Source organism: Polaribacter sp. Hel1_33_96, from assembly GCF_002846595.1.
Lineage (GTDB): Bacteria > Bacteroidota > Bacteroidia > Flavobacteriales > Flavobacteriaceae > Polaribacter.
Genome location: NZ_PJMV01000001.1, coordinates 2,966,546 through 2,993,109 on the forward strand (window position 1 = coordinate 2,966,546; position 26,564 = coordinate 2,993,109).

Below are 26,564 nucleotides of genomic sequence, written 5' to 3' on the forward strand. Positions count from 1 at the left end.
CGTTTTTCTATTATGGAAAAACGGTTTTTTAAATGTTATTATTTAGCTAAAGTAAGTTCAATTATATATTTTCCTTTCTTTTTTTCTCCAGTTAAATCTCCATTTTCATCAGTTAACTCTATTTCTATTTCAGACCAAGTAAGTGTAAATTTTTTATCAATTAACTCATCATCGTATAAATTGATATCTATATCTTCTTTAATATCATAAAAAAGAAATATCTTATTGTTATCATCTTCAAATTTAAAATAATCATCAATTGTAAGACCTTTAAAGGTTGCTGTTAAAGTGTTCTCTTTTACATTAATTTTTGAAGTAAAAGATAGGGATGCAGAAATAAATAGCACGAATGCTGTTAAAGAATATAATGTTTTCATAATTTTTAATTTTAAAGTTATTTTTTTACTAAATATAGTAGCATTTCTTTTTCCAAAAAAGAAGATGCTTTTTTGTTGAGGTAATAACGAACTATATTTTCATAAGCCTTAAAATTAATAATTGTTATATCAAATGTAATTTATTTTTTTAATTAAATGATGAAGCTAAACTAATTTTTTCATCCAATTCATTTAAGTGTTTTGCTGCAGTTTTTTCACCCCATTTAAAATGACTTATAAAAGCTGTCATCACCAAGTTTTTATATAAATCTACAGAAGGTTTATCAAAAAATAATCTACCTGTTCTTCGCATAAAAAAATCAGTTGGTGTGCAAGCCATCTCGTAATTTACAGTGAACCAAACCTCAGCTTTTATCATTTTTTCTTGCTGATTTTCATCAGTTAATTCATCGAATTTCTTTAAGATTAAATCTGTTTGTTTTCCATAATGGTAAACTAGATATTCAGCATCTTTTTCAGAGAAATCTACTTCTGCAATTCTATTATAAATTGCATCTGTATAGCTTTTTACTTCGCTAGAATCTTTAAAAGCTCCTCCAGAAAGTACAATTTCTTCTGTTTTAATATCATCAAATTCTTTCTCAAAACGGCGTTTGTGTTTTTTTGTAACCAAATCCACAATACGTTCCGCCATTTTTCTGTAGCCTGTTAATTTTCCGCCAGCAATAGAAATTAATTCAGTATCAGAAACAAAAATTTCATCTTTTCTAGATAATTCTGAAGCTGATTTTCCTTCTTCATGAATTAAAGGTCGCAAACCCGCCCAAGAAGATTGTACATCTTCAAGACTTAAATTAATTTCAGGAAACATATTATTAACTGCTGAAATTAAATACATTGCATCTACTAAAGTTGTGTTTACATGGTTTTTATCTTTCTGATAATTAGTATCTGTAGTGCCAAAATAAGTGACTTTTCCTCGCGGAATTGCAAACATCATTCTTCCATCAGGAACATCAAAATAAACAGATTGTTTTACAGGCAATTTATCATGAGCAACAACCAAATGAACTCCTTTTGTAAGGTGCAAACGTTTCCCAATTTTAGAGTGATTTATCTGACGTAATTCGTCAACCCAAGGACCACAGGCATTTACTACATATTTGGCTTTTATATTAAATTCGTTACCAGAAAGAGTGTCTTTTACTTTTGCGCCAACAACTCTATTATCTTCATAGATAAATTCTTTAGCTACTGTATAGTTGATGATTTTTGCGTTATAATCTAAGGCTGTTTTTAAGACTTCTATGGTTAAACGAGCATCATCAGTTCTGTATTCTGCGTAATAACCTGCACCATTTAAAATATTTTTTGGTAACAAAGGTTCTTTTTCTAAGGCCTCTTTTTTAGTGAGCATTTTTCGTTTGTCTTCTCCTTCTACAGAAGCTAGAATGTCATATACTTTTAAACCTACTGAGGTAAGCCAAGACCCATAAGTTCCGCCATCAATTAAAGGTAAAATCATTTTTTCTGGGATCACTAAATGTGGTGCTAATTTGTGCACAATTGCACGTTCTGTGCCAACTTCTTTTACCAACCAAAAGTCAAATTGTTTTAAATAGCGTAAACCACCATGAATTAGTTTTGTTGATTTACTCGAAGTTCCAGAAGCAAAATCGTTTTTTTCAATCAAAGCGACCTTCATCCCTCTGGAAGCAGCGTCTAAAGCAATTCCACTACCTGTAATTCCACCACCAATTATTAGTAAATCAAATTCTGCAGCTTGTAAATCGTTGGTGATACGTTCTCTATTAAAAAATGAAAATTTTTTCATGTTTTTTATTCTAAAATGTTTGTTGGTAAACCATCAATGCTTGTTTGGTTTTTGTCTTCCCAATATTGTTTTATATTTTCTTCTCCTTGGTTTTCTGCCCAATTATTTAAATCGTTTCGCTCTCCTTTAAATTCATAAAACGGAATCGACATGCCACAAGAAGTTTGTGCAGATTCTATAGTGATATCAAATATTTGACGTGTTCCTGGAGTTTCTGAAAACAAAGAAATTACTTTATTCCAAGTTGCATCATTTGGTTTAATCTCTTTTCCTTTCCCATACAAACGTAAAATATTTGGCACTTTTTCAAAAGAACAAAACATAATAGTAATTCTTTTATTTTCATTTAAATGTGCTGCTGTTTCATTACCACTTCCAGTAACATTTAACCACAAAACTCGATTTTCATTAATCACCCTAAAAGAGTCCATCCCTTTTGGAGATAAATTTATTCTACCAGAATTAGGCGCTGTGGCTATAAAGAAAATCTTTTGTGCTTCAATAAATTTTTGAAGACGTGATGTAATTTTAGTATAAAATTTAGACATAATTATGAAGTAAAATTATCTAAAAAATCTTTTTTAAATTTCTGACCTAAAGGTATTTTATTTGAATTTATTATTACAGTATTTCCTTCAATATAATCCAACTTTTTTTTGTTGATAACAAATGATTTATGCACTTGTTTAAAATTAGATTTCGGAAGTTTTTCAAACATACCTTTTAAGGTTTTATAGGTTATTAAATAACTATTATTTATATGAACTTTTATATAATCTCCAATACTTTCTAAGTACAGTATATCTTCAATTTTAACCTGATGTAATTTTTTATTTGATTTTATAACAATACTTTCTTTAAAATTAGCTTTTAGGTCTTTGGTTTTTGACACAGCTTTAACAAACCTGTCAAAAGAAAAAGGTTTTAATAAATAATCTAAAGCATCTAAGTCAAAACCTTCTATTGCATATTCAGAATAGGCAGTTGTAAAAATTACGTTAGGCGGCTTTTGCAATGACTTATAAAAAGAGATGCCTGAAAGTTGAGGCATATTAATATCTAAAAAAATCAAATCAATCGCATGGTTTTTTAAATATTCTAAGGCTTCTAACGCATCATTACAAACTTGTTTTAACTCTAGGTAATCAATTTTATTGATAAAAGATATTAAGACGTTTTGAGAAGATGGTTCATCATCAATTATGATACAACTTATTTTCATTTTTTTAATTCTAGAGTTAGTTTTACACTAAAAACACCATCATTAATCTCAGTTTTAAATGTATGATTATTAGGATATATTAAAGTTAAATTTTCCTGAATATTTTTTAAGCCAATACCATTGTAGTTTCCGTTTTCTAAAGTGTTCTTTTGCTTAAAATTATTTGATAATTTAAATGTTAGTCGATTATTGTTTTCATGTAAATCAATATTAATAAAAGGGTTTTTTACCCCGCTTTTTAAACCATGCTTAAAACTGTTTTCAATTATTGGTAACAATAACATTGGGTAAACTTCTAATTGTTCATTTACGTTGTATGTAAAACTGATTTTAGAGTTTTTTATATGTCTGTTTTTTTCAAAAGCAATGTAGTTTTTAATCAAATCAATTTCCTTGTTTAGAGGAATTTTGTCGGTTTCAACATCATATATAACATATCTTAAAATATCTGATAATTGTAAAATAGCATTGGTGATTTCTTCTTTTTTATCGATGGCTAAAGAGTACAATACATTTAAGGAATTGAATAAAAAATGCGGGTTTATTTGTCCTTTTAAATAATACAATTGATTTTCAATTTCTTGCTTTTGGGCTTTCAAAGCCTTGTTTTCAACCTGATTTAGATAAACCCATTCTTCTGCTAATTTTGATAAGCTAGAAAGTGTGAAAAAGATAAAAAAGATGAAATAGATTTCAACTGTATTATGATAACTGATAAAATAATAATCTTTAAAAAAAGTATTTACTATTAATTCGAAAAATAACGGATTTAATTCTGAAAAAACGATTAGATTAAGTATAAAAAATACAGAGAAAGTAATGTTTTTTTCTTTTTTGAGATAGGTTGGAATTAAAAAATAGAGGTTGATAGAAACAGGGATTATTAGAGTAATTACAAAGCAAATGGTATAGATATAATCAATTTTCTCTGGAGTTATTCTTCCAGAAAATAAGAATAATAGTATGATAAAGGAACAAACCCATAATATAGTATTAAAAACTACTTTATTATGAGAGTGTGTTCTTTCTAAGCTTGATTTATTCAGCATCACTTGTTTTCGTTAAAGTGTATTTTGTTGAGGTATCCCATTTATTATCATCTTTAGATTTTGTGTATTTTTCTATAAATTTATTTAATTCTTTAGAAGACGCAGTTAGTAAAAAATTTTCTTTTAAAACACCAATCTTTTTGTGTTCAATTTTTATTTTCTTATTTTTAAAAAGAGATTCAACTTTTTTCTCGTCTAACCATTTTATCTCTATTTCTCCGCTTTGAGAAACATCATATTTCACTAGACTATGCGTATATATTAAATGTTTTTGTAGAAGATTGTTAATATCGTCTTGATATTCTAATGGGTAAAAGTCTAAAAATGTTTGATTGTTTACATTAAAAGGAGTTGCTATAAATAAAGCTTCTTCACCTTTGAACTCTCGTTGAATATAATAACTGTTTTTATATTCTTTGTACAATTGTAAATCTTCCATTTTCATCTTTTCAATTGGGTTGTCTTTCGTGATTTCATCTTTAAATGGAATTACAGTCCAAACACCTTTTTTCGAATCTGTCCATTTACCAATAAAACGCTTATCAAAAGAAATCGATTTTTTAGTGTAAAAAGGATTTAAAGACTTTACGACACAAGAACTTAATAAAAGAATACCTGCAATGACTAAAATTGTGTTTCTAATTTTCATGATTATCAAATTTAAAATTATTTGATACAAATGAAGTATAGATTCAAATCTTTTAAAAAGAATTTAGATAAATACTATTTTTTTCTCGATGAAAGTTAGTTTTGATGTTAATCTATCCAATTTTTAGAGCGCTCAATTGCTTTTAGCCATTTTTTATATAAACGCTCTCTTTTTTCAGGAGACATATTTGGAGTAAATTTTTTATCTACTTTCTTGTCTGTTTCAATATCTTGCTGGCTCCATAAACCCACACAAATTCCTGCTAAATAAACGGCTCCCATTATTGTGGTTTCAGTATTTTTTGGACGCTCTACAACAGTATTTAAAATATCAGCTTGAAATTGCATTAATAAATTATTTGCGCAAGCGCCACCATCTACCTTTAAAGAAGTTAACGGAGTTTCTGCATCATTTTGCATGGCAATTAGCAAATCTTTAGTTTGATACGCTAGAGACTGTAAAGTTGCTTTTATTAAGTGATTTTTTCCTGTATCACGTGTTAAACCAAAAATAGCTCCTCGTGCATACATATCCCAATAAGGAGCTCCTAAACCAGCAAAAGCAGGAACAACAATAACGGGGTTTTCTTCTTCAACTTCTTGCGCAAATAACTCACTTTCTTCTGCGGAATTTATAATTTCTAATCCGTCTCTTAACCATTGAATTGCGGCACCCGCAACAAAAACACTTCCCTCTAAAGCATAATATACTTTACCATCAATTCCCCAAGCAATTGTGGTGAGCAAACCATTTTTAGAAAATTGTAGTTCAGTTCCTGTGTTCATTAATAAAAAGCAACCAGTTCCGTATGTGTTTTTTGCTTCACCTTTATTGAAACACGCTTGTCCAAAAAGAGCAGCTTGTTGATCTCCAGCAATTCCTGCAATAGGAATTGTATGACCATCTAAAATAAAATCTCCAAAATGAAAAGAAGATGGTTTTACTTCCGGTAACATCGATTTTGGAATATTTAGTGCTGATAATAATTTTTCATCCCAACATAAATTCTTGATATCAAAAATTAAGGTTCTTGATGCATTGCTATAATCTGTTGCGTGGACTTTTTTATCCGTTAAATTCCACAACAACCAAGAATCTATAGTTCCAAAAAGGAGGTTTCCTTTCTCTGCTTCTTCTCTAGCATTTTCTACATTTTCTAATATCCAATGAATTTTTGTTCCAGAAAAATAAGCATCAACAACCAAACCTGTTGTTTGTTTTATATGATTTTCTAATCCTTTTTTCTTTAAATCCTCACAAATACCTGCGGTTCTTTTATCTTGCCAAACAATGGCATTATAAATAGGTTTTCCTGTATTTTTATCCCAGACAAGGGTAGTTTCTCTTTGGTTTGTAATCCCTAATCCAACAATATCTATAGGATTAATATTCGCTTTTTGTATTACCTTTTTTAAGGTGGATAACTGCGTTTCTAGAATGACTAAAGCATCGTGTTCTACCCAACCCGATTTTGGAAATATTTGAGGAAACTCTTGTTGGCTCATAGCGATAATAGTTCCTTTTTCATCAACAATTACTGAGCGTGAACTTGTAGTTCCTTGATCTAACGCTAAAATATATTTTTTGGACATCGATAATTAAAAATAGGATTTACAATTTACGAAATAACATGTATATAAATTATTACCTTTAACAAAATAAAAACTCTTTTTATGGAATATGGATTTTTGTCGGTAATACCACCAATTCTGGCTATTATTTTAGCACTAAGAACCAAACAAGTTTATATTGCTTTGTTATTTGGAATTTGGTTTTCTTGGTTGATTATTGAAAACTGGAACCCATTAACAGGAAGTTTAGCAATGATTGAAGGCATGGTAAATGTCTTTCAATCTGAAGGAAACACAAGAACAATTATGTTTAGTGCCTTAGTAGGTGCTTTGTTAATTTTTATTCAATACTCTAGAGGAGTAGAAGGGTTTATCAATATTTTAAACAGGCAACTAGTAAAGTTAGAAGGTAAAAAAACAGGTTATAGTAGAGTAATGGTTCAAGTATTAGCAACCGTAACAGGGTTGTTATTGTTTGTTGAAACAAGTATTAGCTCTTTAACGGTAGGAACTTTATACAGACCAATTTTTGACAAGCTTAAAATACCAAGAGAAAAGTTGGCATATATAGCAGATTCAAGCTCTGCGCCTTCGTCTATTTTAATTCCTTTTAATGCTTGGGGAGCTTTTATTATGGGACTTCTATTAACACAAGGAATAGAAAAACCATTTTCAGTGATGATGGCTTCTATTAAATATAACTTTTATCCTCTTTTAGCAATTACAACTGTTTTTATTGTAATCCTTACAAAGAAAGATTGGGGGCCAATGAAAAAAGCCGAGAAAAGAACTAAAGAAACAGGTGAATTGATGAATGCAAACTCTAAGCCAATGGTTTCTGATACCGTTACTTCATTTCCGCCAAAAGAAGGAATAGAGGCAAAAGCGTATAACATGATTGTTCCGCTCTTAGTAATGGTCTTGATGATGCCAATCAACTTAATATATACAGGTTGGGATGCTGTAAAAACAGCTACTTCATTTTTAGATCATGCGTCACTTGCAATTGGAGAAGGCTCTGGTTCCTCATCTGTTTTATACGCAGTAATCACATCCCTTTTGGTAGCTATGATTATGTATTTTATACAGGGAATTATGAGACCAAAAGAAGCTGTAAATTTAACTTTAAAAGGAATTAGCGAGTTAATGCCATTAGCTTTATTAATGTTGTTGGCATTTGCAATTGGTGATGCTTGTAAAGAATTAGAGACAGGTATTTATGTTGCCAACGCTACAAAAGAATGGTTGTCGCCAGAATTATTACCAGCAGTTGTTTTTATAATTAGTTCGTTTATTGCATTTTCTACAGGAACATCTTGGGGAACATTTGCAATTATGTTAGCAATCTCAATTCCGATGGCAAATATTCACGGAGCAGATGCAACAATTGTGGTTGCAGCCACTTTAGGAGGAGGAATTTTTGGAGACCATTGTTCACCAATTTCGGATACTTCTATAATCTCTTCTATGGCTTCTGCAAGTGATCATATAGACCATGTAAAAACACAATTACCTTATGCCTTAATCGGTGGAATAATTACTACAATTTTGTATTTGATTATTGGTTTTTTTGGGTGATAGATATACTGTCATTCCAAAGAAGAATTAGGAGTTAATATTAAACCGCTAAAATACCCCGTTTTTTAATTTCAGGAATCATACGTAGCGTGCCTTCTTTAATTGTATTTTCTTTAAAAAGGAAGGTCTTTTCATACAAGGTATTTCCTTCGAAGAATGTAACCTGAAAACGATTGTTGAGTTTAAATAAGTCAGGCTGTATTAATTCAATTTTAGCAAAAGAATTTGCAGGAAGTTTGTCTAGTTTTTTACGTAATAAAGAAGTGGTTTTTGTCTCAGAAAAACCTTGAGAAACAATCACCATCATTTCTACAGCAATATTTTTATTATTGATGATATATACATTCCAATCATCTGTTTTATAAATATCATTGTATTCATAAACGACTGCAACTTCTATATCTGAAACAACAGGAATATGTATATCTTTTTTCATGTGTTTTGAATTGATTTCGGGGTCTATATAATTACCAAACTTTATAGAAACCTTCTTTAGAGATGACTTCACCATCACAGTCGTCAATAGTGAGTTTCTGATCACTTAAACTACCAAATTTGTCGCTAAGTTTTTCGGTGCTATATTTTAAAATTTTTTCGTTACTGTAAACAGTGATTTGTTTAAGAATTACGTCAGACTCATTCGTTTCAAAAAGCCAAGTGGAAGTTCCCCAGCTTGCATATTCATCCTCCCTATTTTCATCCCAAAACTGTGAAAAATAGTTCATTATATCACAGATTTAAATTGCTCTAAGAAACGCTTATCGTTTTCATAAAACATTCTAATATCCGGAATTTGGTATAGCAACATGGCAATACGTTCTATGCCCATTCCAAAAGCATAACCAGAATACTTTGCAGGATCTATATTTGCATTTTTTAGGACATTAGGATCGACCATACCACAACCCATAATTTCTAACCAGCCAGTACCTTTTGTAATTCTATAATCTGTTTCAGTTTCTAACCCCCAATAAATATCTACTTCTGCACTTGGTTCTGTAAATGGAAAATAGGAGGGGCGTAAACGTATTTTAGACTTTCCAAACATCTCTTTTGTAAAGTATAAAAGTGTTTGTTTTAAATCAGCAAAAGAAACATCAGTATCTATATATAATCCTTCCACTTGGTGAAAAATACAATGGGCTCTTGCGGAAATGTCTTCGTTTCTAAAAACTCTACCTGGAGAAATTGTTCGAATAGGCGGTTGATTTTCTTCCATGTAACGGACTTGTACAGAAGAAGTGTGTGTTCTTAATAAAGTATCAGGATTTTTATCAATAAAAAAAGTGTCTTGCATGTCTCTTGCAGGATGATATTCTGGAAGGTTTAAGGCTGTAAAGTTGTGCCAGTCATCTTCAATTTCTGGACCTTCAGAAACGGTAAAGCCAATTCTATTAAAAACCTCAATAATTTGATTCTTTACCAAAGAAATAGGATGACGTGAGCCTAACTCAATAGGTTCTGAAGGACGCGTTAAATCTCCATAAACACCTTTTTGTTCCCCAGCAGTTTCTAACGCATCATTTAATTCAGCAACTTTTACTTCTGCCGACTTTTTCAAGCTATTTAATGCTTGCCCAAAATCTTTACGCAATTCAGCATCCACATTTTTAAATTCAGAAAATAAATCTTTTAGCAAACCTTTGCTTCCTAGGTATTTAATTCTGAAGGCTTCAACTTCTTCTTTAGTCGTTGCATTAAATGATTTTACATCACCAATAAGTTCTTTTACTTTATCTAACATTTTAAACTTAATTAGAATGCAAATTTAATCTTTTTTAAATAGTTTTAGATTGTATTTATTGAGAAAACAGTAACTGTAAACGAAATCGATTGAAATAAGGGTATTCACAAAAATTATTTTAATTAATTTAATTATGAGATATTGAAAATTACCTATATTTGCGCAGTTAAATTTTTATTAATATTACAAAAAAACATGGATAAAAATATCAAATCTAAAATTGATGGATTCATGGAGTTGGTTATGAAGAGAAATAACCATGAGCCAGAATTTTTACAAGCTGTACAGGAAGTTGCAGAAACGGTAATTCCTTATATCATTAATCATGATATTTATCTTGGTAAGAACATTCTTTTAAGAATGGTGGAACCAGAAAGATTAATCTCGTTTCGAGTTTCTTGGGTAGATGATAGTGGAGAGATTCAAGTGAATAGAGGGTATAGGGTTCAAATGAATTCTGCAATAGGGCCATATAAAGGAGGTTTGCGTTTTCACCCAACGGTAAATGCAAGTATTTTAAAGTTTTTAGCTTTTGAACAAGTGTTTAAAAATTCTTTAACAACTTTACCTATGGGTGGAGGAAAAGGAGGTTCTGATTTTGATCCAAAAGGAAAATCTGATAATGAAATTATGCGTTTTTGTCATTCTTTTATGACAGAACTGTATAGGCATATTGGTCATAATACAGATGTTCCTGCAGGAGATATTGGCGTTGGAGCAAGAGAAATTGGCTATATGTTTGGAATGTATAAAAAATTAAATAATACATTTACTGGAGTTCTTACTGGTAAAGGTGCTTCTTGGGGAGGGTCCTTAATCAGACCAGAAGCAACTGGGTACGGTACTGTATATTTTGCACAAAATATGTTATTGCGACGATCTGATTCGTTTGAGGGGAAAAAAGTAGTTATTTCTGGTTCTGGAAATGTAGCACAGTATGCTGCTGAAAAGGCAATAGAATTAGGTGCAAAAGTAGTTACTCTTTCGGATTCTGCGGGATATATTCATGATGAAGACGGAATAAATATAGAAAAATTAAAACACGTAATGTTTCTTAAAAACGAAAAACGTGGAAGAATAAGTGAGTATTTAGAAAAATATCCAAACGCCAAATTTATTGCAGGAAAAAGACCTTGGTCTGTTGCTTGTGATATTGCTTTGCCTTGTGCCACTCAGAATGAGTTAGATGGAGAAGAAGCAAAAGAACTGGTTAAAAATGGATGTATGTGTGTTTCTGAAGGTGCAAATATGCCTTCAACTCCAGAAGCAATTCATGAGTTTCAAAAAGCTAAAATATTATTTGCTCCCGGAAAAGCAAGTAATGCAGGAGGTGTAGCTACTTCTGGTTTAGAAATGAGCCAGAATTCATTGCGTTTAAGCTGGACCCGTAAAGAGGTTGACGATAAATTACAAGTTATTATGGAAGATATTCATGATTCATGTGTGCAATATGGAGAAAATGAAGATGGTTCCATAGACTATATAAAAGGAGCAAATATTGCTGGTTTTGTTAAAGTTGCAGATGCAATGTTAGCACAAGGGGTCGTATAAAAATATTGTAGTAAATTTAAATCCAAAAGACGCATCAATTTATTTGATGCGTTTTTTTGTACAACTTAGTTTAAAAACTAATCTTTACGATTAGAAATTTTGCATATATGATCATGTTCTCTAATTTTCTTTTTGGATTTTTTTTCTCTTTTGTAGGCTCTATAACACCAAGTATGTTAAATATAACCGCCTTAAAAATCAGGCTAGAGAAAGGTAAGACAGCAACGAATAAATATGCAATAGGGGTTTCAATAGTTGTTATTTTACAGGTTTATATTGCGGTTCTTTTAACCGAATATATTGCAGAAAACCCAGCGGTTATAGAAACCTTAGAAAAAGCAGGAATTATTATTTTTCTCTTGTTATCGTATTATTTTTATAAAGAATCTAAAAAAAGTAAAATTCATATTGAAACAAATAAAGCAAAAAGTGAGAATCCATTATTAACAGGTCTTACTCTTTCTATTTTAAACATGTTTGCAATTCCTTTTTTTAGTGGAACAATAATAACTTTAGAAACTTTTAATCTTTTTAGTTTTAATTTCATTCCTGTTTTATTTTTTACTTTAGGGTCTGTAATAGGCACTTTTTTCATCCTCTTTTTATATGGCGCTTTTGCGAAATTTATTCAGAAAAAAACAGGAAAATTAACAAAAGACATTAATATAATTTTATCTATTTTAACCGGATTAGTTGCTGTTTTTGCAGTAATAAAACTCTTTTTTTAAAGAAGAAATGAAAAATATAAAGAACCTAAAAATTCAAGGAAACCATAATAAGCCAATTTTAATAGATGTTTTTTTTAAGGAAACCAAGCAACCAAAACCAATCATTATTTTTTGTCATGGTTACAAGGGTTTTAAAGATTGGGGAGCCTGGCACTTAATGGCAGAAGTTTTTGCGAAAGCAGGATTCTTTTTTGTGAAGTTTAATTTTTCACATAATGGAGGAACTGCTGAACAACCGATAGATTTTCCGGATTTAGAAGCTTTTGGTAATAATAATTACACAAAAGAACTAGACGATTTAGAATCTGTAATTAATTGGATTTCCAATAATACTGATTTTAGAAATGAAGCAAAAAAAGAAGATATTTCTTTAATTGGTCATAGTAGAGGTGGCGGAATTGTGATTTTAAAATCGAAAGAAGATGCTCGCGTAAAACAGGTAATCACATTGGCTAGTGTTTGTGATTTTGAGAAAAGAACAGCAACAATTGGAGATTTAAAGGAGTGGAAAAAGGAAGGTGTTAAATATGTTGTAAACGGAAGAACAAAGCAAAATATGCCTCACTTTTATCAGTTTTACGAAAATTTCATCCAAAATAAAGAACGATTAGATATTAAAAAAGCGACTGAAAACTTAGAGATTCCGTATTTAATAATTCATGGAAATAAAGATACTTCTGTTTTGATTGAAGAAGCAAAAAATCTAAAAAAATGGAATCCAGATAGTGAATTTCGAATTATTGATAATGCAAACCATGTCTTTAATGTTTTTCACCCTTGGAAAGAAAATTCACTTTCTGAAGAATTAAAAAGCACCACTCAGATTTGTATTGATTTTTTGAAATAAAAGCACGTTGAAATTCCGTATTTTCGAAAGATGGATTTAGAACCTCCTTTTCGAAAAATTATTCATGTAGATATGGATGCATATTATGCATCTGTAGCACAATTGGATAACCCTGAATTAAAGGGGAAAGCAATTGCGGTTGGGGGAGGAGGAATCAGAGGTGTCATTTCTGCTGCGAGTTACGAAGCAAGAAAATACGGTGTAAAATCGGCCATGAGTGGTGTTTTAGCAAAACAAAAATGTCCAAATTTAATTTTTGTAAAAACAGATTTTGAACGTTATAAAGAAATCTCCGCCAAAATCCGACAAATTTTTTACGAATATACAGACTTGGTTGAGCCGCTTTCTTTAGACGAAGCGTATCTAGATGTTACCGAAAACAAGAAAGGAAATCCGTCTGCGAATGCAATTGCACGAGAAATTAGACAGCGTATTTTTGAAGAAACAGGTTTGCGAGCTTCTGCCGGAATTTCAATTAATAAATTTATTGCTAAAGTAGCTTCAGATATCAATAAACCAAATGGACAGAAAACGGTTCATCCCGAGGAGGTTATTCCTTTTTTAGAAGCGTTAGCGGTCAATAAATTTTATGGAGTTGGTAAAGTGACAGCTGCAAAAATGTATAATTTAGGAATTTTTGTTGGAAATGATTTAAAGAAAAAATCATTAGAAGAGTTGGTGAAACTTTTTGGTAAAGCGGGAACTCATTATTATAATATTGTTCGCGGAATTCATAACAGCCGAGTAAAACCAAATAGAATTCGTAAATCCATAGCAGCTGAAAGGACTTTTAATGAGAATATTTCTTCAGAAATATTTATGTTAGAAAGACTGCAGATTATTGCAGAGGAACTCGAAAGACGAATGAAAAAATCAGACACAAAAGGGAAAACGATTACTCTAAAGATTAAGTATTCTGATTTTACACAACAAACAAGAAGTAAAACGAAAGCATCTTTTATGCAGACTAAAAAGGAATTTTTGCCAGTTGTAAAAGAATTATTATATCAAGAAAAATTAAAGAATTCAGTTCGTTTATTAGGAATTTCTTTCGGAAATTTAAACACCATAAAAAAAGATCCGGTTTGGGTGCAATTACAGTTTGAATTTTAACACACAATCTTATTACGATAAAGAACGAAGAAGCCTTTGGTTAATTAACCTTACTGTAGATTTTACCATGACAAAAAAGAGTAAATGAAAATAAAAAAAGTAAGAACAAATTCTAAAAATGAAGATTTCATTAAATTAGTAAAAAAATTAGATGCATATCTAAAAACTACTGATGGAGATGAACATGATTTTTACAATCAGTTTAATCATATTGATGTTTTAAAAGATATTGTGGTAATTTATTTTAATGACATCGCAGTAGGTTGCGGAGCCATTAAAAAATTTGATGATACTTCTGTTGAATTAAAAAGAATGTTTGTTTCATCAGAAAATAGAGGTTCGGGTATTGCACAAAAAATACTTCAAGAATTAGAAACGTGGGCAAAAGAATTAGGATATCAAGAATGTATTTTAGAAACAGGAGTAAGACAGGTAGGTGCTGTGAAGTTTTATAAAAAGTGTAATTATAAAATCATTCCAAATTATGGGCAATATAAAAATATGGAAAATAGCATTTGTTTTAAAAAACGACTATAAATGAATTACAGTTACTGGGAATTAAAAGAGTGGTTTACAAACATTGATTTTACTATTGTTGGTAGTGGAATTGTAGGTTTAAATTGCGCTTTAGGACTGAAAAAAAAGCATCCTAAAGCGAAAATTCTAATTCTAGAAAAAGGGATGTTGCCACAAGGCGCAAGTACTAAAAATGCTGGCTTTGCTTGTTTTGGGAGTTTATCGGAATTAATAGACGATTTAAACTCTCATACGGAAGAAGATGTTTTTAACTTAGTGGATAAGCGCTGGAAAGGGTTACAGTTATTGCGTAAAAACTTAGGGGATAGCAATATCGATTTTCAGCAAAATAAAGGATTTGAACTGTGTGAAGATCAAGCTTTTTTTACGGAATGTATTTCTCGTAAAAATCAAATTAATGCGTTATTAAAACCGATTTTTAAGACCGATGTTTTTTCAGTTTCTGAAAACACTTTTGGTTTTAAAAAAGTGCATCAGCAATATATTGTAAATAATTTTGAAGGTCAAATTGATACAGGTAAAATGGCGTTTGAATTGCTGCATAAGGTTCAAAATTTAGGTGTTAAAATTTTAAATAATATTAGTGTTGAGCAGTTTATAGAAAATCAAAGTAAAATACACGTAAAAACCAACAGGTTAGATTTTTACACTAAAAAAATATTTATTGCAACGAATGGTTTTACTTCGAAAATTTTGAAAGAAAACGTACAGCCAGCAAGAGCACAAGTTCTAATTACAAAGCCAATTAAAAACTTACATATAAAAGGAACTTTTCATTTAGAAAAAGGGTATTATTACTTTAGGAATATAGATAATAGAGTGCTCTTTGGAGGAGGTAGAAATCTCGATTTTAAAACGGAAGAAACGACTGCATTCGGTCAGACAGAGATCATTCAAAACCAATTAGAAAAGATATTAAAAGAAACAATTTTACCAAATACAGACTTTGAAATTGAACACAAATGGAGTGGAATTATGGGTGTTGGAAATCAGAAAAAAGCAATTGTTAAACAGCTTTCTGAGAACGTTTTTTGTGGAGTTCGTCTAGGGGGAATGGGCATCGCAATTGGTAGTTTAGTTGGCAAAGAGTTGGCGGATTTACTGAATTAGAGATATGAAAGAAAACCTCAAAAATTTTGATATTATTATAATTGGAGGCGGTTTGGCGGGTTTGTGCAACGCAATTCACTTATCTAAATTTGATAAAAAAGTGCTATTAATTGAGAAAAACAACTATCCAAAACATAAAGTATGTGGTGAATACATTTCTAATGAAGTCTTGCCATATTTAGAGTTTCTTGATATTAATCCTTTTAATTTCGGTGCGGTAAAGATTGATAGGTTCGAGCTTTCGACAACTAAAGGTAATTTGATTTCAGCAAAATTACCTCTGGGAGGCTTCGGAATTTCTCGTTACAAGCTCGATTTCGAGTTGTCAAAAAAAGCAATAAAAAATGGCGTAACCATATTAAAAGACATTGTTCTTAATGTTGATTTCTCCAATGATTCTTTTCTAGTACAAACGAAAGAAAATAAAAAATATACATCAAAAATTACAATTGGAGCATTCGGTAAAAGAAGTGTCTTAGATGTAAAAATGAACCGTAATTTTATTCAAAAAAAATCACCTTATTTAGGGGTGAAAATTCATGTAAAAGGAAATTTTCCAGAAGATTTAGTAGCGCTTCATAATTTTAAAGGAGGATATTGTGGTGTTTCTAAAGTAGAAAATAACGCGATTAATTTGTGTTATATCACCAACTTTTTATCGTTTAAAAAATATAAAAACATTGATGATTTCCAACAAAAAGTTGTTTTTCAAAATCATTTTTTAAAAGAGATATTCAATGGCTCTGAAGCTATTTTTGAAAAACCATTAACGATAAGTCAGATTTCTTTTGTAACTAAAAATCCAGTAGAAAATCATATTTTAATGTGTGGTGATTCTGCAGGAATGATTCACCCTTTGTGTGGAAACGGAATGAGCATGGCAATTCAATCTGCGCAAATGGCGTCTAAATTGATTCTAAATTACTTTAATGGGGAGTTGAATTCGAGAAATGAACTTGAAAAGCAATATATTAGAGATTGGAACAGAAAATTTAGTTTTCGTTTAAAAACAGGTCATTTTATTGCAATGTTGTTTAGAAAAGATAAGATTGCAGCTGTTTTGCTACAAGTTTTAAAGAAATTACCTTTTTTGTTGCCAATAATTATAAAACAGACACACGGAAAATTAATGAAAATTTAATGGATTTCTTTATAAATACAAAATACAGAACAGATAAAGAGGAGTTAATGGATGATTTTTCTATCGGTGGAGATTTGTTAAGAGATACATTAGATAAATTAGAAAATATAAACCGTTGGTTAGGCGGTAATCTAGTAACCTTAAATTCATTGAAGAAAATTTTAAAAAACCATCCAAAAGAACAGGAGTTAAAAATTGTAGATATTGGTTGTGGTCATGGAGATATTTTGCGAGACGTAGCTAAGTTTGGCAGAAAAAATGGTTACAATATGAAGTTGTTAGGAATCGATGCAAACCCAACTGCGATAGAATATGCAGATGAATTATCGACCGAATTTCATGAATTAAGCTTTACAACCGAAGATATTTTTTCTATGGAATTTAAAAAAAGGAAATTTGATGTTGTTTTAGCAACACTATTTCTGCATCATTTTAAAGAAGAGGAGCTGTTTTCTTTTTTGGGAAACACATTAAAACAAACGAAAATAGGAATTGTAGTTAACGATTTACACAGACATAAATTAGCGTATTATCTATTTATGATATTATCCCTTTTTATTAAAAATAAAATGATTATTGAAGACGGTTTAACCTCTGTTTTAAGAGGATTTAAGCGAAAAGATTTGGTTAAAATTTCTGAACAATTAAGTATAAAACCACAAATTTCATGGAAATGGGCTTTCCGTTATCAGTGGACACTAATAAGAACAAAGTTTTGATTTAGACATTTAAAAAAGATTAAAACTTTTGAATTTCAAAGGAGAAAATAATTGTGACAAAAAAATAATATGAAAGTAAAAATAACATCAGTTGCATTACAGCTGCCAAAATATTTTAGAGAAACAAAAGATATCATTCCGTTTGTAAAACACTGGATGCAAAATCAAGAGACTCGTTTTCAGCGAAAAGTAATTAAACTTTTTGAAGGAGCTGGCGTTGATAAGCGCTATTCAATTATGGATCCTGAAGAAGTTTTTATAGCAACTTCTTTTGAGGAAAAAAACAATATTTATGCACGAGAGGTTGTAAAATTAGGAGAACAATCGTTAAAAAAAGCATTGGAAAAAGCAAACTTAAAAGCTATTGATTTGGATTTTATTATTACAGTAAGTTGCACGGGGATTATGATTCCTTCGATGGATGCATATTTAATAAATTCCTTAGAAATGAAGCAAGATATTGTGCGTTTACCAGTCACAGAAATGGGTTGTGCAGCAGGGGTCTCTGGCATTATTTATGCAAAGAATTTTTTAAAATCAAACCCAAATAAAAGAGCCGTTGTTGTTGCGGTTGAAGCACCAACGGCAACGTTTCAATTAGACGATTATTCAATGACAAATATTGTAAGTGCTGCCATTTTTGGTGATGGCGCTTCTAGTGTGATTTTGTCTTCATATGAAGAGGATAAAGGGCCAGAAATAATAGACGAAGCTATGTATCATTTTTACGATGCTACAGAAATGATGGGTTTTAATCTTGTAAATACCGGTTTGCAGATGATTTTAGATAAGGAGGTTCCACAGAAAATATCAGATCACTTCCCGGCCATTGTGCACCCTTTTTTAGAAAGAAATAACCTAACAATTGAGAATATCAATCATTTGATTTTTCACCCTGGAGGGAAAAAAATAGTGCAAACCGTAGAAGACTTATTTGGAGTTCTAGGTAAAAATATAGATGACACAAAAGAAGTGCTTCGTTTGTATGGAAACATGTCTAGCGCAACTGTTTTGTATGTTTTAGAGCGGTTTATGGATAGAGATCCAGCAAAAGGAGAAAGAGGTTTAATGTTGAGCTTTGGTCCAGGTTTTTCTGCACAAAGAATTTTGTTAGAATGGTAAGAGAATTTCAAAATAAAAATTATTGGGCACTAATTTTAGGTGGATCAAGTGGCTTGGGTCTGGCAACTGCAAAAAAGTTAGCCAAACACGGTATGAATATTTGTGTTATCCATAGAAACTCAAGAGCTCAAAAACAAGAGATTGAAAAACATTTTAATGAAATTCGAAGTGAAAATATTGAATTTATTTCTCACAATTTTGACGCTTTAAATGTTGAAAAAAGAGAGGGATTTATACTAGAATTTATAGAAAAATTAAGAGGAAAGGGCACAATAAAAACCCTGGTTCACTCTATTGCAAAAGGCAACTTAAAACCTATGTTTTCTGAAGAAAAACAGGTTTTAAAAAATGACGATTTCCAAATTACTATTAATGCAATGGCTATTAGTTTGTATGATTGGTTTCAGGCAATATTTGATAAAAAATTATTTGCAGATGACGCAAGGATTATCAGCTTTACGAGCGAAGGAAATTCGAAACCTTGGAAAAATTATGCAGCAGTTTCTGCGGCAAAAGTTACGTTAGAAGCTATATCTAGAAATATTGCTATAGAATTTGCTCAATTCGGAGTTAGAGCAAATTGTATTCAAGCTGGCGTAACAGATACAGCTTCTTTAAATATGATACCTAATAGCGAAACGATAAAACAGCACACATTGAAAAGAAATCCTTTTCGGAAACGAACAACCCCGGAAGATGTTGCAAATGTGGTATATTTATTAAGTAAAGACGAAGCTTCGTGGATTAATGGAACGATTATAAAAGTTGATGGAGGGGAAAGTTTAAATTAGAAATGGACAAAAAAAAGATTATACAGTATTTACCTTATACGAAGCCTTTTTTGTTTGTCGATGAAATTATGCATGTTTCAGAAAATGGAGTTTCCGGAAATTACACATTTAAAGAAAAAGAGTTTTTTTACGAAGGTCATTTTAAACACAACCCAGTAACACCAGGTGTAATTTTAACAGAGACGATGGCGCAAATTGGTTTAGTGTGTTTAGGTGTTTTTTTATTAAAAGAGGAGATTTCATTAGAGGTAAAACCTCAAATAGCATTAACTTCAAATCAAATTGATTTCTTTTTACCTGTATACCCCAATGAAAAAGTAAAGGTTGTTTCAGAAAAAGAATATTTTAGATTTAATAAATTAAAATGTGTAGTTAAAATGTACAATGAAAAGGACGAATTGGTTTGTAGAGGAACTATTTCAGGAATGGTTGTAGCAAAAGAAATACTCAAGTAAATTCATAAAAAGATACTGAAATGAATTCAGCGCAAAAGAAAAATAGAGTTGTTATTTCGGGTTTAGGAGTTGTCGCTCCGAATGGAGTTGGTATAGAAGCGTTTACAAAAGCCATAAAATCTGGAACCTCTGGAATTTCGTTTCATCAAGAATTAAAAGACAAAGGTTTTTCCTGCTGTATTGGTGGAATTCCGGAAGTGTCAGAAGAAAAAAAGTTAGAATATTTAACACCTTTGCAGTTAAGAGGTTTTAATAGTACCAGTATTTTATATGGCTGTATGGCTGGGATTGATGCCTGGAAAGATGCTGGTTTTTCAATAGATGAAAACTCAATTTTAGATTACGATTCAGGATTAATTTTTGGTACAGGAACCTCAGGAATCGAGAAGTTTAGAGAATCGATCTATAAAATTGATGAGCAAAAAGTGAGGCGCTTAGGAAGTACATCTGTCGTGCAAACCATGGCTAGTGGGATTTCAGCCTATTTAGGCGGAATTTTAGGTTTTGGCAATCAGGTGACTACAAATTCATCAGCCTGTACAACCGGAACAGAAGCGTTATTATTGGGTTTTGAACGCATAAAAAATGGGAAAGCGAAACGAATGTTAGTGGGTAGCTCTAGTGACAGTAGTTTATACACTTGGGGTGGTTTTGATGCGATGCGGGTAACGACGTATAAGCACAATGAAACTCCTGAGAAAGGTTCTAGGCCTATGAGCGAAACAGCATCAGGATTTGTACCCGGAAGTGGGGCAGGAGCTCTAGTCTTAGAGTCTTTAGAAAGTGCTTTAGAAAGAAAAGCCACTATTTATGCAGAAGTTTTAGGAGGAAATATCAATTCTGGGGGACAAAGAAAAGGCGGAACGTTAACGGCCCCAAATTCAGAAGCTGTTCAGAAATGCATTACAGATGCATTGCTCGACTCAGGAATATCTTCAACAGAAATAGATGTGATAAACGGTCATTTAACCGCTACATCAAAAGATGCCTTAGAAATAGAAAACTGGAGTAATGCGCTACAAAGAAAAGGATCGGATTTTCCTTATATAAATTCCTTAAAGTCAATGGTTGGTCATTGTTTGGCAGGTGCAGGAGCTATTGAATCTGTCGCTTCTGTTTTGCAGATTAAAGAACAGTTTATATTTCCAAATATTAATTGTGAAGACATTCATTCTGAAATATCTGAATTGATCGACGCTCAAAAGATTCCGATGAAAATGATAGAAAAAGATATTCATATTGTTGCAAAAGCAAGTTTTGGTTTTGGTGATGTAAATGCTTGTGTTATCTTTAAAAAATATATTTAGAAAAAATGATAAAGGAAGAATTAATTATAAAATTAAAAGCGATTGTAAAACCCTATATTCAAGAAGAAGAAGCTTTTAAAAACTTAACAGAGGAAACAGATTTTATTAGTGATTTAAAAATAAATTCAGCTAATTTGGTAGATGTTGTTTTAGATGTAGAAGATGAATTTAATATAGAAATAGATAATGATTCTATGGAGAAAATGCTTTCTGTAAAAGCGGCTATAGAAATTATAGAACAAAAGTTGTCAGCGTAATGATTGGTAATGATATTGTTGATCTAAAATTAGCAAAAAATCAAAGTAATTGGCAACGTAAAGGATTTTTAGAAAAACAGTTTACTGAAGAAGAGCAAAAAACTATCTTGAACTCTAATGATCCATTTTCTCAAGTTTGGTTGTTTTGGAGCATGAAGGAGGCTGCTTATAAATGTTATACTCAACGGTATAAAAAACGATTTTTTGCGCCTAAAAAATTCATTTGTAAAATGATTTCAAAAACTTTAGGATATATTTCAATTGATCGAGAAGTTTACTTTTCAACGACAATAATTACAGAAAACTATATACATACAATTGCGTCGGAAAGGAAAGAAGTTAGTTTTGATTTTAGCTTCATCACCTTTGATCATAAAACCGATCAAACAACATTTTTAAACAATAGTATACTAGCCTTTTTTTCTGGAGCAGATACTGTTCAAAAAGATAAATTTGGAATTCCGTTCTTATATAATCAACAAAGAAAAATCCCTGTTTCTCTTTCAACATCTCATCACGGAAATTTTGGAGGGTTTGTAATTTTAAAAAACCAATGGACATAAAACATGAACTTTTTAAACATTGTAAATCGTTTGTGAATAAGCGTGCACAAACAGTTGAAGAAATCATTTCATCTAACCAAAAAGCATTGCATTCAGAAACGAAGAGTTCGGCAGGAGATAAGCACGAAACGGGAAGAGCAATGTTGCAGTTAGAAATGGAAAAAGCCAGTCAACAGTTAGAAGGTATTTCTCAAATGAATGAAATTTTATCTAAAATTGACTTCTCAGAAGAATCAAAAAAGGCACATTTAGGGAGTCTTATTTTTACAGAGAAAGCCAATTATTTTTTGAGTATTTCTGCTGGACAAATAATAGTTGATCGTCAAAAATATTTTGCAGTTTCCGTTTCTTCACCAATAGGAAAACTACTGTTAGGAAAAAGTGAAAATGAACTGATTTCTTTTAACGGTGTGGACCAGAATATTTTAAAAATTTTTTAAGACAACTTTTCTTATTGCGAAATTATATTACCAGTTTTACTCAATGAGCAAACAAATTTTTTTACCAGTTTTTATCTTTGAGAAATAATTTAGAAACACTTTTTGATTTTCAAATTCAGCTTCAATCAACCAGTAAGAACCTTTAAAATATGAATTTATAACGGTTGCTTTTTTTTCAGATTTTTCAACTATTTTTATTTGATGTGGATATCGTAAAACACTTTGACGACCAACAGTAACTTCATTAACGTCATCAAATAGAGCGGCAACATATTTTTCTTTTGGATCTTTATAGATCTCTAAAGGATGGTTATTCACAAGTATTTTATTGTTTCTGATAATGATTAATTTATCAGCAAAGGAAAGTGCATCATTTTTATCATGAGTAGCAACAATACAGGTAATGTTTTTATTTTTTAAATAGGAAAATAAATTTCTTCGTAAAGAGTTTTTTTTAAAGTTGTCTATTTGTCCAAAAGGTTCATCTAATAATAATAATTCAGGCTCTTTTGCTAAGGCCCTAGCAATCGCGACTCTTTGTTTTTGACCACCACTTAAGTTTTTTACTTTGGTATTTTCAAAAGCTTTCATTTCTATTACTTCTAGCAATTCTTGCGTACGTTTTTCACTTTCTTCAGGATAAAAACGAGATAAGAATTTTTTTATATTTTCAGAGACAGAAATGTAAGGCATCAAATCAAAATCTTGTGCAACATATTTAAAGAAATTCATTCCTGGAACCAAATGAAATTTAGGGCCTAAAACTTCATTTTCTTTCCAAAAGATATTCCCACTGTTTAAATTTAATAAACCATAAATTGCTTTTAAAAGAGTAGATTTTCCGCAACCACTTTCACCCATTACACAAAGATGTTCTCCTTCTTTTAAGGTGAAGCTAAACTTTTTTAAAACAATTTTATTTTTTGAGTACCCAAAAGAGATGTTGTTTACGACAAGCATAGATGTTTATAAGTAACGGTTATACCAACTATCTTCAATGGCAATTTCCCAGTAATTTTCTAAGTCTTCTTTGTTGTTTATCAAATTGTCAAAAATGATGGTTTTTGCAGTAACAGCTTTGTTTTTAACTAGCTTCTTAAAGTCTTTTAATTCTTTGTATTGTACATATTCACCCTGTTTAAAGCAAACGTTCATTTTGTCTAAAAGATTAACTTTGTACGTTTCTTGAAGTTGTAAAATAAAAGAAACAGAAGTATCAATATCTGCATTTGTTAAAGTTGTTTCCGAATCATCTGCAACTAAAATGATGAATCTATTGTATAAAAAGCGGTAAGAAACTTTGAAGTTTTCATCCTCTAATTTCCAGTTTTCTGCAAATTTTTTTATTTTCTTTTCTATTTCATCAATTTCTGTGGAGTAAAATTTTCTATCAGAAGGATAAACCCAAACTTTAGCATCATTAGAAATTGATGTATAATCTACAAACATATTACAACTTTTAGTTGTGCAAATATACAGAAAGAAAAACCGCAAACTTGAAATCAAATTTGCAGTTTTAAAAAGTATTTTTAAAATTTCACAACTCTTTTGCCAACGTGTTTTTAAGTAAATTCACAAAATCTTCCTGGGTGCTTTTCCCTTTATTTTTATTATACCAAACTTGTAAATCTTGCTTAAAATCAGCATCTAAACTTCCGTGTTCAGCTTTATAGGCTGCTACCATATTTGTTGCCACAGTTGGTCTTGGCCCCCAAGTATTTATGACATTACTCTCTTTATCTAAAACAATTAATTTAGGGATTGCGCTACCACCATTTGTTAAAAATAAATTCATTAACGCTAAGTTTTCATCACGTAAAACCAATTTTAAATCAATCTGATCATTTAACTCAGCCATTTTATTGATTACGGGTAAATTCTGAGCCGCATCTCCGCACCAACCTTCAGTAATAACTAACCAAGTTTGGGGCTCTTTTACTTTTTGAATTTCTTCAATAATTTCCTCAGCAATTTTAATCGTTTTATCTAAACGTTTCATCCTTCTATCGTTTAACAAACTATAGTTTGTTAAATCTTCCGATTGATTTGGTCCTGTAGATTTATTTTCTGCTAATAAATTTTTTACTAAATCTTTATATTCTTTGTAAGAAATAGCATTTTCTAAACTTTTTTCAACGATTTTCTTCATAACTTTTAAACTAAAATCTCTAAATTAGACGGGAAAAAAAATAAAACTTACACGGTATTATTTTTAACTAATTCTAAAATTTATTCTACCCATTAAATTACGTATTTTTACAAGATTAATTTTTTACAATTTGAAATATTTTTTATTTTTTTTAATGTTTGTTGTCTTTTTTTCTTGTAATGGAAAGAAAAAACAGAATCTGCAGAAACAAGATGTAAAACCCCTTTTAAGTGTTGTTAAAGAATATGGTGTTGCCGAAAAAGTAGATACACTATTTCTAAAAGAGGTGGAAGATTGGGCAGAATTAAAAGCAGTTGATAATTTTTTATTAAGGTTTAAAAAAGTTTCACCAAATGAGGTTTTAAGCAATGCTCTTGAATTAGAAGGTTTGGTAAAGTCTTTAAAAGATAGCGTAAAACCAGTATTATTTGATGTGCCTTCTTTTATTGTAAGGGTTCATATTTTACATAATGAAACTTTAAGACTGTCAGATATGACATTTATTCCTGCAATTAATGCCGCAGAAGTGAATTTACAAACAGAGAAAATTATTAGCGCTTTTTCTGGAGTAAATTCTAAAGTGAATACAATTTTGTCAAAAAAACGTTTTGAAGACGCAATTGATGTCGATGTAAATTTTATTGGTTTAGATTCCACAAAAATTGATAGTATTTCTAAAAAAGCCATTAATTTAAAATTAAAAGAGAACTTACAAAATCAATTAGTAAAAAGACTAAAATGAAAAATATAATAGTATTATTATTGATAGTTTTAATTTCTGTTTCATGTCAAAATGAATCAAAACAAATTTCTAATTTAGAACTCGATTCAATAAAAAAAGAAACAAATAAAATAGTAAATAGTTGGCATAAAGCTGCCGCAGAAGCTAATTTTGAAGGTTATTTTGGTTTAATGGATAGTGTTTCTGTATTTATAGGGACGGATGCTTCAGAAAACTGGAATAAAAACAAATTTCAAGCTTTTAGTAAACCTTATTTTGATAAAGGAAAAGCATGGGATTTTGAAACTTTAGAACGCAATATCTATGTAAATTCTTCTGGGGAATTTGTTTGGTTTGATGAACTTTTAAGGACTTGGATGGGAACTTGCAGAGGTTCAGGTGTTTTAGAAAAAATAGAAAATAGCTGGAAAATTAAACATTATGTTTTATCAGTTTCAATACCAAATGAGGATATTAATAGGGTGATTACGATTAAGAAAAAAAATGATTCTATATTTTTAAAGAAGTTTAATTAAGAAAGAATCTCATTTACAGTTTTGAAAATTAAATCATTTTCAAAACCTTTTCTCATTAAAAAATCTATTAATTTTTTCTTTCTCTTGTAAACATTTGGCTCAGAAATCACTTCATTTCTGTTTTCGGTAATGCTGTATAATGTTTTTAAGTATTCTGTTTCATCAATTTCTTTAAGAGCTGTTTTGATATTGTAAGCAGAAATATCTCTAAATTTTAATTCTCTAACAATCCGTTGTTTTCCCCAGTTTTTTATTCTGAATTTTCCGCGAGCATAACTTTTAGAAAAGCGTTCTTCATTTAAAAAATCATCTTTCATTAAACTTAATAAGATGAGTTCTTTAGCTTCTGGAATTAAATTAAATTCCCACATTTTTTGCTCCACTTCTTTGTGACATCGATCTTGATAAGCGCAGTAATGTTCTAGCTTTCGCTTTATTTCATCAACTGTAAAGTATTTTTTCTCTTTTTTAAACATTATTTCGAAAATACAA

32 protein-coding genes are annotated in these 26,564 nt (G+C 30.5%); 18 read left to right on the plus strand and 14 right to left on the minus strand.

Annotated elements, in window-relative coordinates; translation table 11 throughout:
* Nucleotides 1–38: 38 nt before the first annotated feature.
* From ATE90_RS12790 to glpK, 7 genes are all read right to left on the minus strand, one after another.
* Nucleotides 39–377, minus strand: coding sequence for a hypothetical protein (locus tag ATE90_RS12790; protein ID WP_036784598.1), 339 nt, complete (start codon nt 375–377; stop codon nt 39–41).
* Nucleotides 378–525: 148 nt separating this feature from the next.
* Nucleotides 526–2,172 carry a glycerol-3-phosphate dehydrogenase/oxidase gene (locus tag ATE90_RS12795; RefSeq protein ID WP_036784600.1) on the minus strand — a complete coding sequence of 549 codons (1,647 nt, stop codon included), beginning with the start codon at nt 2,170–2,172 and terminating at the stop codon, nt 526–528.
* Between the two features lie 5 nt (nt 2,173–2,177).
* Nucleotides 2,178–2,720, minus strand: a complete 543-nt coding sequence (locus tag ATE90_RS12800; RefSeq protein WP_036784602.1) for a pyridoxamine 5'-phosphate oxidase family protein — start codon at nt 2,718–2,720, stop codon at nt 2,178–2,180.
* 2 nt (nt 2,721–2,722) lie between these two features.
* Complete coding sequence (locus ATE90_RS12805) at nt 2,723–3,394, minus strand: LytR/AlgR family response regulator transcription factor (protein ID WP_036784605.1); 672 nt, start codon at nt 3,392–3,394, stop codon at nt 2,723–2,725.
* Nucleotides 3,391–4,443: a sensor histidine kinase gene (locus ATE90_RS12810; RefSeq protein WP_052107506.1), complete on the minus strand. Its 1,053-nt coding sequence runs from the start codon at nt 4,441–4,443 to the stop codon at nt 3,391–3,393. The genes ATE90_RS12805 and ATE90_RS12810 overlap by 4 nt, the downstream gene beginning before the upstream one ends.
* Entirely contained in the window at nt 4,433–5,092 is a 660-nt protein-coding gene (locus ATE90_RS12815; RefSeq protein ID WP_036784608.1) for a hypothetical protein, read from the minus strand. Before ATE90_RS12815 ends, ATE90_RS12810 begins: the two co-directional genes overlap by 11 nt.
* Nucleotides 5,093–5,199: 107 nt before the next feature.
* A complete protein-coding gene (gene glpK / locus ATE90_RS12820) occupies nt 5,200–6,684 on the minus strand; it encodes a glycerol kinase GlpK (protein WP_036784610.1) in 1,485 nt (494 codons plus the stop codon).
* Between the two features lie 81 nt (nt 6,685–6,765).
* Between glpK and ATE90_RS12825 the strand changes: the two genes are divergently transcribed.
* The gene (locus ATE90_RS12825) at nt 6,766–8,241 is read left to right on the plus strand and encodes a Na+/H+ antiporter NhaC family protein (RefSeq protein WP_036784613.1); all 1,476 of its coding nucleotides are present in this window, start codon (nt 6,766–6,768) and stop codon (nt 8,239–8,241) included.
* A 40-nt stretch (nt 8,242–8,281) separates the two neighbouring features.
* On the opposite strand, the gene ATE90_RS12830 is transcribed toward ATE90_RS12825, so the two are convergent.
* From ATE90_RS12830 to pheS, 3 genes are read right to left on the minus strand one after another with little or no spacing between them, the layout of a single operon-like run.
* Nucleotides 8,282–8,677, minus strand: a complete 396-nt coding sequence (locus ATE90_RS12830) for a hypothetical protein (protein WP_036784616.1) — start codon at nt 8,675–8,677, stop codon at nt 8,282–8,284.
* Nucleotides 8,678–8,708: 31 nt separating this feature from the next.
* On the minus strand, nt 8,709–8,966 hold the full coding sequence (locus ATE90_RS12835; protein ID WP_036784618.1) for a hypothetical protein: 258 nt from the start codon (nt 8,964–8,966) through the stop codon (nt 8,709–8,711).
* Entirely contained in the window at nt 8,966–9,985 is a 1,020-nt protein-coding gene (gene pheS, locus ATE90_RS12840) for a phenylalanine--tRNA ligase subunit alpha (protein WP_036784620.1), read from the minus strand. Before pheS ends, ATE90_RS12835 begins: the two co-directional genes overlap by 1 nt.
* 195 nt (nt 9,986–10,180) lie before the next feature.
* On the opposite strand from pheS, the gene gdhA reads away from it, so the two are divergent.
* The 15 genes from gdhA (at nt 10,181) to ATE90_RS12915 (ending at nt 22,666) form a co-directional block, all read left to right on the plus strand.
* The gene (gene gdhA, locus ATE90_RS12845) at nt 10,181–11,536 is read left to right on the plus strand and encodes an NADP-specific glutamate dehydrogenase (protein ID WP_254712325.1); all 1,356 of its coding nucleotides are present in this window, start codon (nt 10,181–10,183) and stop codon (nt 11,534–11,536) included.
* Nucleotides 11,537–11,709: 173 nt separating this feature from the next.
* Nucleotides 11,710–12,264, plus strand: coding sequence for a LysE family transporter (locus ATE90_RS12850; protein WP_254712326.1), 555 nt, complete (start codon nt 11,710–11,712; stop codon nt 12,262–12,264).
* A gap of 7 nt (nt 12,265–12,271) precedes the next feature.
* Complete coding sequence (locus ATE90_RS12855; RefSeq protein WP_101451476.1) at nt 12,272–13,111, plus strand: alpha/beta hydrolase family protein; 840 nt, start codon at nt 12,272–12,274, stop codon at nt 13,109–13,111.
* 30 nt (nt 13,112–13,141) lie between these two features.
* Complete coding sequence (dinB, locus tag ATE90_RS12860; RefSeq protein ID WP_101451477.1) at nt 13,142–14,224, plus strand: DNA polymerase IV; 1,083 nt, start codon at nt 13,142–13,144, stop codon at nt 14,222–14,224.
* An 84-nt stretch (nt 14,225–14,308) separates the two neighbouring features.
* Nucleotides 14,309–14,761, plus strand: coding sequence for a GNAT family N-acetyltransferase (locus ATE90_RS12865; RefSeq protein ID WP_036784633.1), 453 nt, complete (start codon nt 14,309–14,311; stop codon nt 14,759–14,761).
* A complete protein-coding gene (locus ATE90_RS12870) occupies nt 14,762–15,871 on the plus strand; it encodes an NAD(P)/FAD-dependent oxidoreductase (protein WP_036784636.1) in 1,110 nt (369 codons plus the stop codon).
* A gap of 4 nt (nt 15,872–15,875) precedes the next feature.
* Entirely contained in the window at nt 15,876–17,012 is a 1,137-nt protein-coding gene (locus tag ATE90_RS12875) for an NAD(P)/FAD-dependent oxidoreductase (RefSeq protein ID WP_091952290.1), read from the plus strand.
* Nucleotides 17,012–17,731 (plus strand): methyltransferase domain-containing protein, encoded by a 720-nt coding sequence (locus ATE90_RS12880; protein WP_101451478.1) that lies wholly within the window; start codon nt 17,012–17,014, stop codon nt 17,729–17,731. The genes ATE90_RS12875 and ATE90_RS12880 overlap by 1 nt, the downstream gene beginning before the upstream one ends.
* A 69-nt stretch (nt 17,732–17,800) precedes the next feature.
* Nucleotides 17,801–18,853 carry a type III polyketide synthase gene (locus tag ATE90_RS12885; protein ID WP_101451479.1) on the plus strand — a complete coding sequence of 351 codons (1,053 nt, stop codon included), beginning with the start codon at nt 17,801–17,803 and terminating at the stop codon, nt 18,851–18,853.
* Nucleotides 18,847–19,644: an SDR family oxidoreductase gene (locus tag ATE90_RS12890; RefSeq protein ID WP_036784645.1), complete on the plus strand. Its 798-nt coding sequence runs from the start codon at nt 18,847–18,849 to the stop codon at nt 19,642–19,644. Before ATE90_RS12885 ends, ATE90_RS12890 begins: the two co-directional genes overlap by 7 nt.
* A 2-nt stretch (nt 19,645–19,646) precedes the next feature.
* Nucleotides 19,647–20,099 (plus strand): 3-hydroxyacyl-ACP dehydratase FabZ family protein, encoded by a 453-nt coding sequence (locus ATE90_RS12895; protein ID WP_036784648.1) that lies wholly within the window; start codon nt 19,647–19,649, stop codon nt 20,097–20,099.
* Between the two features lie 20 nt (nt 20,100–20,119).
* Complete coding sequence (locus ATE90_RS12900) at nt 20,120–21,406, plus strand: beta-ketoacyl-[acyl-carrier-protein] synthase family protein (RefSeq protein WP_036784650.1); 1,287 nt, start codon at nt 20,120–20,122, stop codon at nt 21,404–21,406.
* Between the two features lie 5 nt (nt 21,407–21,411).
* The gene (locus ATE90_RS12905) at nt 21,412–21,663 is read left to right on the plus strand and encodes a phosphopantetheine-binding protein (RefSeq protein ID WP_036784653.1); all 252 of its coding nucleotides are present in this window, start codon (nt 21,412–21,414) and stop codon (nt 21,661–21,663) included.
* Nucleotides 21,663–22,226 (plus strand): 4'-phosphopantetheinyl transferase family protein, encoded by a 564-nt coding sequence (locus ATE90_RS12910; RefSeq protein WP_036784655.1) that lies wholly within the window; start codon nt 21,663–21,665, stop codon nt 22,224–22,226. The genes ATE90_RS12905 and ATE90_RS12910 overlap by 1 nt, the downstream gene beginning before the upstream one ends.
* Nucleotides 22,217–22,666: a 3-oxoacyl-ACP synthase gene (locus tag ATE90_RS12915; protein ID WP_036784657.1), complete on the plus strand. Its 450-nt coding sequence runs from the start codon at nt 22,217–22,219 to the stop codon at nt 22,664–22,666. The genes ATE90_RS12910 and ATE90_RS12915 overlap by 10 nt, the downstream gene beginning before the upstream one ends.
* A gap of 36 nt (nt 22,667–22,702) precedes the next feature.
* On the opposite strand, the gene ATE90_RS12920 is transcribed toward ATE90_RS12915, so the two are convergent.
* The 3 genes from ATE90_RS12920 to ATE90_RS12930 all read right to left on the minus strand — a co-directional run bounded on the left by ATE90_RS12920 (nt 22,703) and on the right by ATE90_RS12930 (nt 24,815).
* On the minus strand, nt 22,703–23,626 hold the full coding sequence (locus ATE90_RS12920) for an ABC transporter ATP-binding protein (protein WP_036784659.1): 924 nt from the start codon (nt 23,624–23,626) through the stop codon (nt 22,703–22,705).
* 6 nt (nt 23,627–23,632) lie between these two features.
* Nucleotides 23,633–24,115, minus strand: a complete 483-nt coding sequence (locus tag ATE90_RS12925) for a hypothetical protein (protein ID WP_036784661.1) — start codon at nt 24,113–24,115, stop codon at nt 23,633–23,635.
* 88 nt (nt 24,116–24,203) lie between these two features.
* A complete protein-coding gene (locus ATE90_RS12930) occupies nt 24,204–24,815 on the minus strand; it encodes a thioredoxin family protein (protein ID WP_036784664.1) in 612 nt (203 codons plus the stop codon).
* A 130-nt stretch (nt 24,816–24,945) separates the two neighbouring features.
* Between ATE90_RS12930 and ATE90_RS12935 the strand changes: the two genes are divergently transcribed.
* Entirely contained in the window at nt 24,946–25,557 is a 612-nt protein-coding gene (locus ATE90_RS12935; RefSeq protein WP_143741124.1) for a hypothetical protein, read from the plus strand.
* On the plus strand, nt 25,554–26,072 hold the full coding sequence (locus ATE90_RS12940) for a nuclear transport factor 2 family protein (protein ID WP_036784666.1): 519 nt from the start codon (nt 25,554–25,556) through the stop codon (nt 26,070–26,072). Before ATE90_RS12935 ends, ATE90_RS12940 begins: the two co-directional genes overlap by 4 nt.
* On the opposite strand, the gene ATE90_RS12945 is transcribed toward ATE90_RS12940, so the two are convergent.
* Nucleotides 26,069–26,548 (minus strand): regulatory protein RecX, encoded by a 480-nt coding sequence (locus ATE90_RS12945; RefSeq protein WP_036784668.1) that lies wholly within the window; start codon nt 26,546–26,548, stop codon nt 26,069–26,071. The genes ATE90_RS12940 and ATE90_RS12945 overlap by 4 nt on opposite strands.
* Between the last annotated feature and the right edge of the window lie 16 nt (nt 26,549–26,564).

Excerpts from the sequence above, each read along its gene's own strand:
- ATE90_RS12895 (WP_036784648.1), top strand. The coding sequence starts at position 19,647 with ATGGACAAAAAAAAGATTATACAGTATTTACCTTATACGAAGCCTTTT.
- ATE90_RS12805 (WP_036784605.1), bottom strand. The coding sequence starts at position 3,394 with ATGAAAATAAGTTGTATCATAATTGATGATGAACCATCTTCTCAAAAC.
- glpK (WP_036784610.1), bottom strand. The coding sequence starts at position 6,684 with ATGTCCAAAAAATATATTTTAGCGTTAGATCAAGGAACTACAAGTTCA.
- ATE90_RS12825 (WP_036784613.1), top strand. The coding sequence starts at position 6,766 with ATGGAATATGGATTTTTGTCGGTAATACCACCAATTCTGGCTATTATT.
- ATE90_RS12880 (WP_101451478.1), top strand. The coding sequence starts at position 17,012 with ATGGATTTCTTTATAAATACAAAATACAGAACAGATAAAGAGGAGTTA.
- ATE90_RS12815 (WP_036784608.1), bottom strand. The coding sequence starts at position 5,092 with ATGAAAATTAGAAACACAATTTTAGTCATTGCAGGTATTCTTTTATTA.
- dinB (WP_101451477.1), top strand. The coding sequence starts at position 13,142 with ATGGATTTAGAACCTCCTTTTCGAAAAATTATTCATGTAGATATGGAT.
- ATE90_RS12920 (WP_036784659.1), bottom strand. The coding sequence starts at position 23,626 with ATGCTTGTCGTAAACAACATCTCTTTTGGGTACTCAAAAAATAAAATT.
- ATE90_RS12865 (WP_036784633.1), top strand. The coding sequence starts at position 14,309 with ATGAAAATAAAAAAAGTAAGAACAAATTCTAAAAATGAAGATTTCATT.
- ATE90_RS12915 (WP_036784657.1), top strand. The coding sequence starts at position 22,217 with ATGGACATAAAACATGAACTTTTTAAACATTGTAAATCGTTTGTGAAT.
- ATE90_RS12790 (WP_036784598.1), bottom strand. The coding sequence starts at position 377 with ATGAAAACATTATATTCTTTAACAGCATTCGTGCTATTTATTTCTGCA.
- ATE90_RS12910 (WP_036784655.1), top strand. The coding sequence starts at position 21,663 with ATGATTGGTAATGATATTGTTGATCTAAAATTAGCAAAAAATCAAAGT.
- ATE90_RS12810 (WP_052107506.1), bottom strand. The coding sequence starts at position 4,443 with ATGCTGAATAAATCAAGCTTAGAAAGAACACACTCTCATAATAAAGTA.
- ATE90_RS12890 (WP_036784645.1), top strand. The coding sequence starts at position 18,847 with ATGGTAAGAGAATTTCAAAATAAAAATTATTGGGCACTAATTTTAGGT.
- ATE90_RS12885 (WP_101451479.1), top strand. The coding sequence starts at position 17,801 with ATGAAAGTAAAAATAACATCAGTTGCATTACAGCTGCCAAAATATTTT.
- ATE90_RS12940 (WP_036784666.1), top strand. The coding sequence starts at position 25,554 with ATGAAAAATATAATAGTATTATTATTGATAGTTTTAATTTCTGTTTCA.
- ATE90_RS12900 (WP_036784650.1), top strand. The coding sequence starts at position 20,120 with ATGAATTCAGCGCAAAAGAAAAATAGAGTTGTTATTTCGGGTTTAGGA.
- ATE90_RS12850 (WP_254712326.1), top strand. The coding sequence starts at position 11,710 with ATGTTAAATATAACCGCCTTAAAAATCAGGCTAGAGAAAGGTAAGACA.
- ATE90_RS12795 (WP_036784600.1), bottom strand. The coding sequence starts at position 2,172 with ATGAAAAAATTTTCATTTTTTAATAGAGAACGTATCACCAACGATTTA.
- pheS (WP_036784620.1), bottom strand. The coding sequence starts at position 9,985 with ATGTTAGATAAAGTAAAAGAACTTATTGGTGATGTAAAATCATTTAAT.
- ATE90_RS12945 (WP_036784668.1), bottom strand. The coding sequence starts at position 26,548 with ATGTTTAAAAAAGAGAAAAAATACTTTACAGTTGATGAAATAAAGCGA.
- ATE90_RS12925 (WP_036784661.1), bottom strand. The coding sequence starts at position 24,115 with ATGTTTGTAGATTATACATCAATTTCTAATGATGCTAAAGTTTGGGTT.
- ATE90_RS12830 (WP_036784616.1), bottom strand. The coding sequence starts at position 8,677 with ATGAAAAAAGATATACATATTCCTGTTGTTTCAGATATAGAAGTTGCA.
- ATE90_RS12835 (WP_036784618.1), bottom strand. The coding sequence starts at position 8,966 with ATGAACTATTTTTCACAGTTTTGGGATGAAAATAGGGAGGATGAATAT.
- gdhA (WP_254712325.1), top strand. The coding sequence starts at position 10,181 with ATGGATAAAAATATCAAATCTAAAATTGATGGATTCATGGAGTTGGTT.
- ATE90_RS12930 (WP_036784664.1), bottom strand. The coding sequence starts at position 24,815 with ATGAAGAAAATCGTTGAAAAAAGTTTAGAAAATGCTATTTCTTACAAA.
- ATE90_RS12905 (WP_036784653.1), top strand. The coding sequence starts at position 21,412 with ATGATAAAGGAAGAATTAATTATAAAATTAAAAGCGATTGTAAAACCC.
- ATE90_RS12855 (WP_101451476.1), top strand. The coding sequence starts at position 12,272 with ATGAAAAATATAAAGAACCTAAAAATTCAAGGAAACCATAATAAGCCA.
- ATE90_RS12870 (WP_036784636.1), top strand. The coding sequence starts at position 14,762 with ATGAATTACAGTTACTGGGAATTAAAAGAGTGGTTTACAAACATTGAT.
- ATE90_RS12875 (WP_091952290.1), top strand. The coding sequence starts at position 15,876 with ATGAAAGAAAACCTCAAAAATTTTGATATTATTATAATTGGAGGCGGT.
- ATE90_RS12800 (WP_036784602.1), bottom strand. The coding sequence starts at position 2,720 with ATGTCTAAATTTTATACTAAAATTACATCACGTCTTCAAAAATTTATT.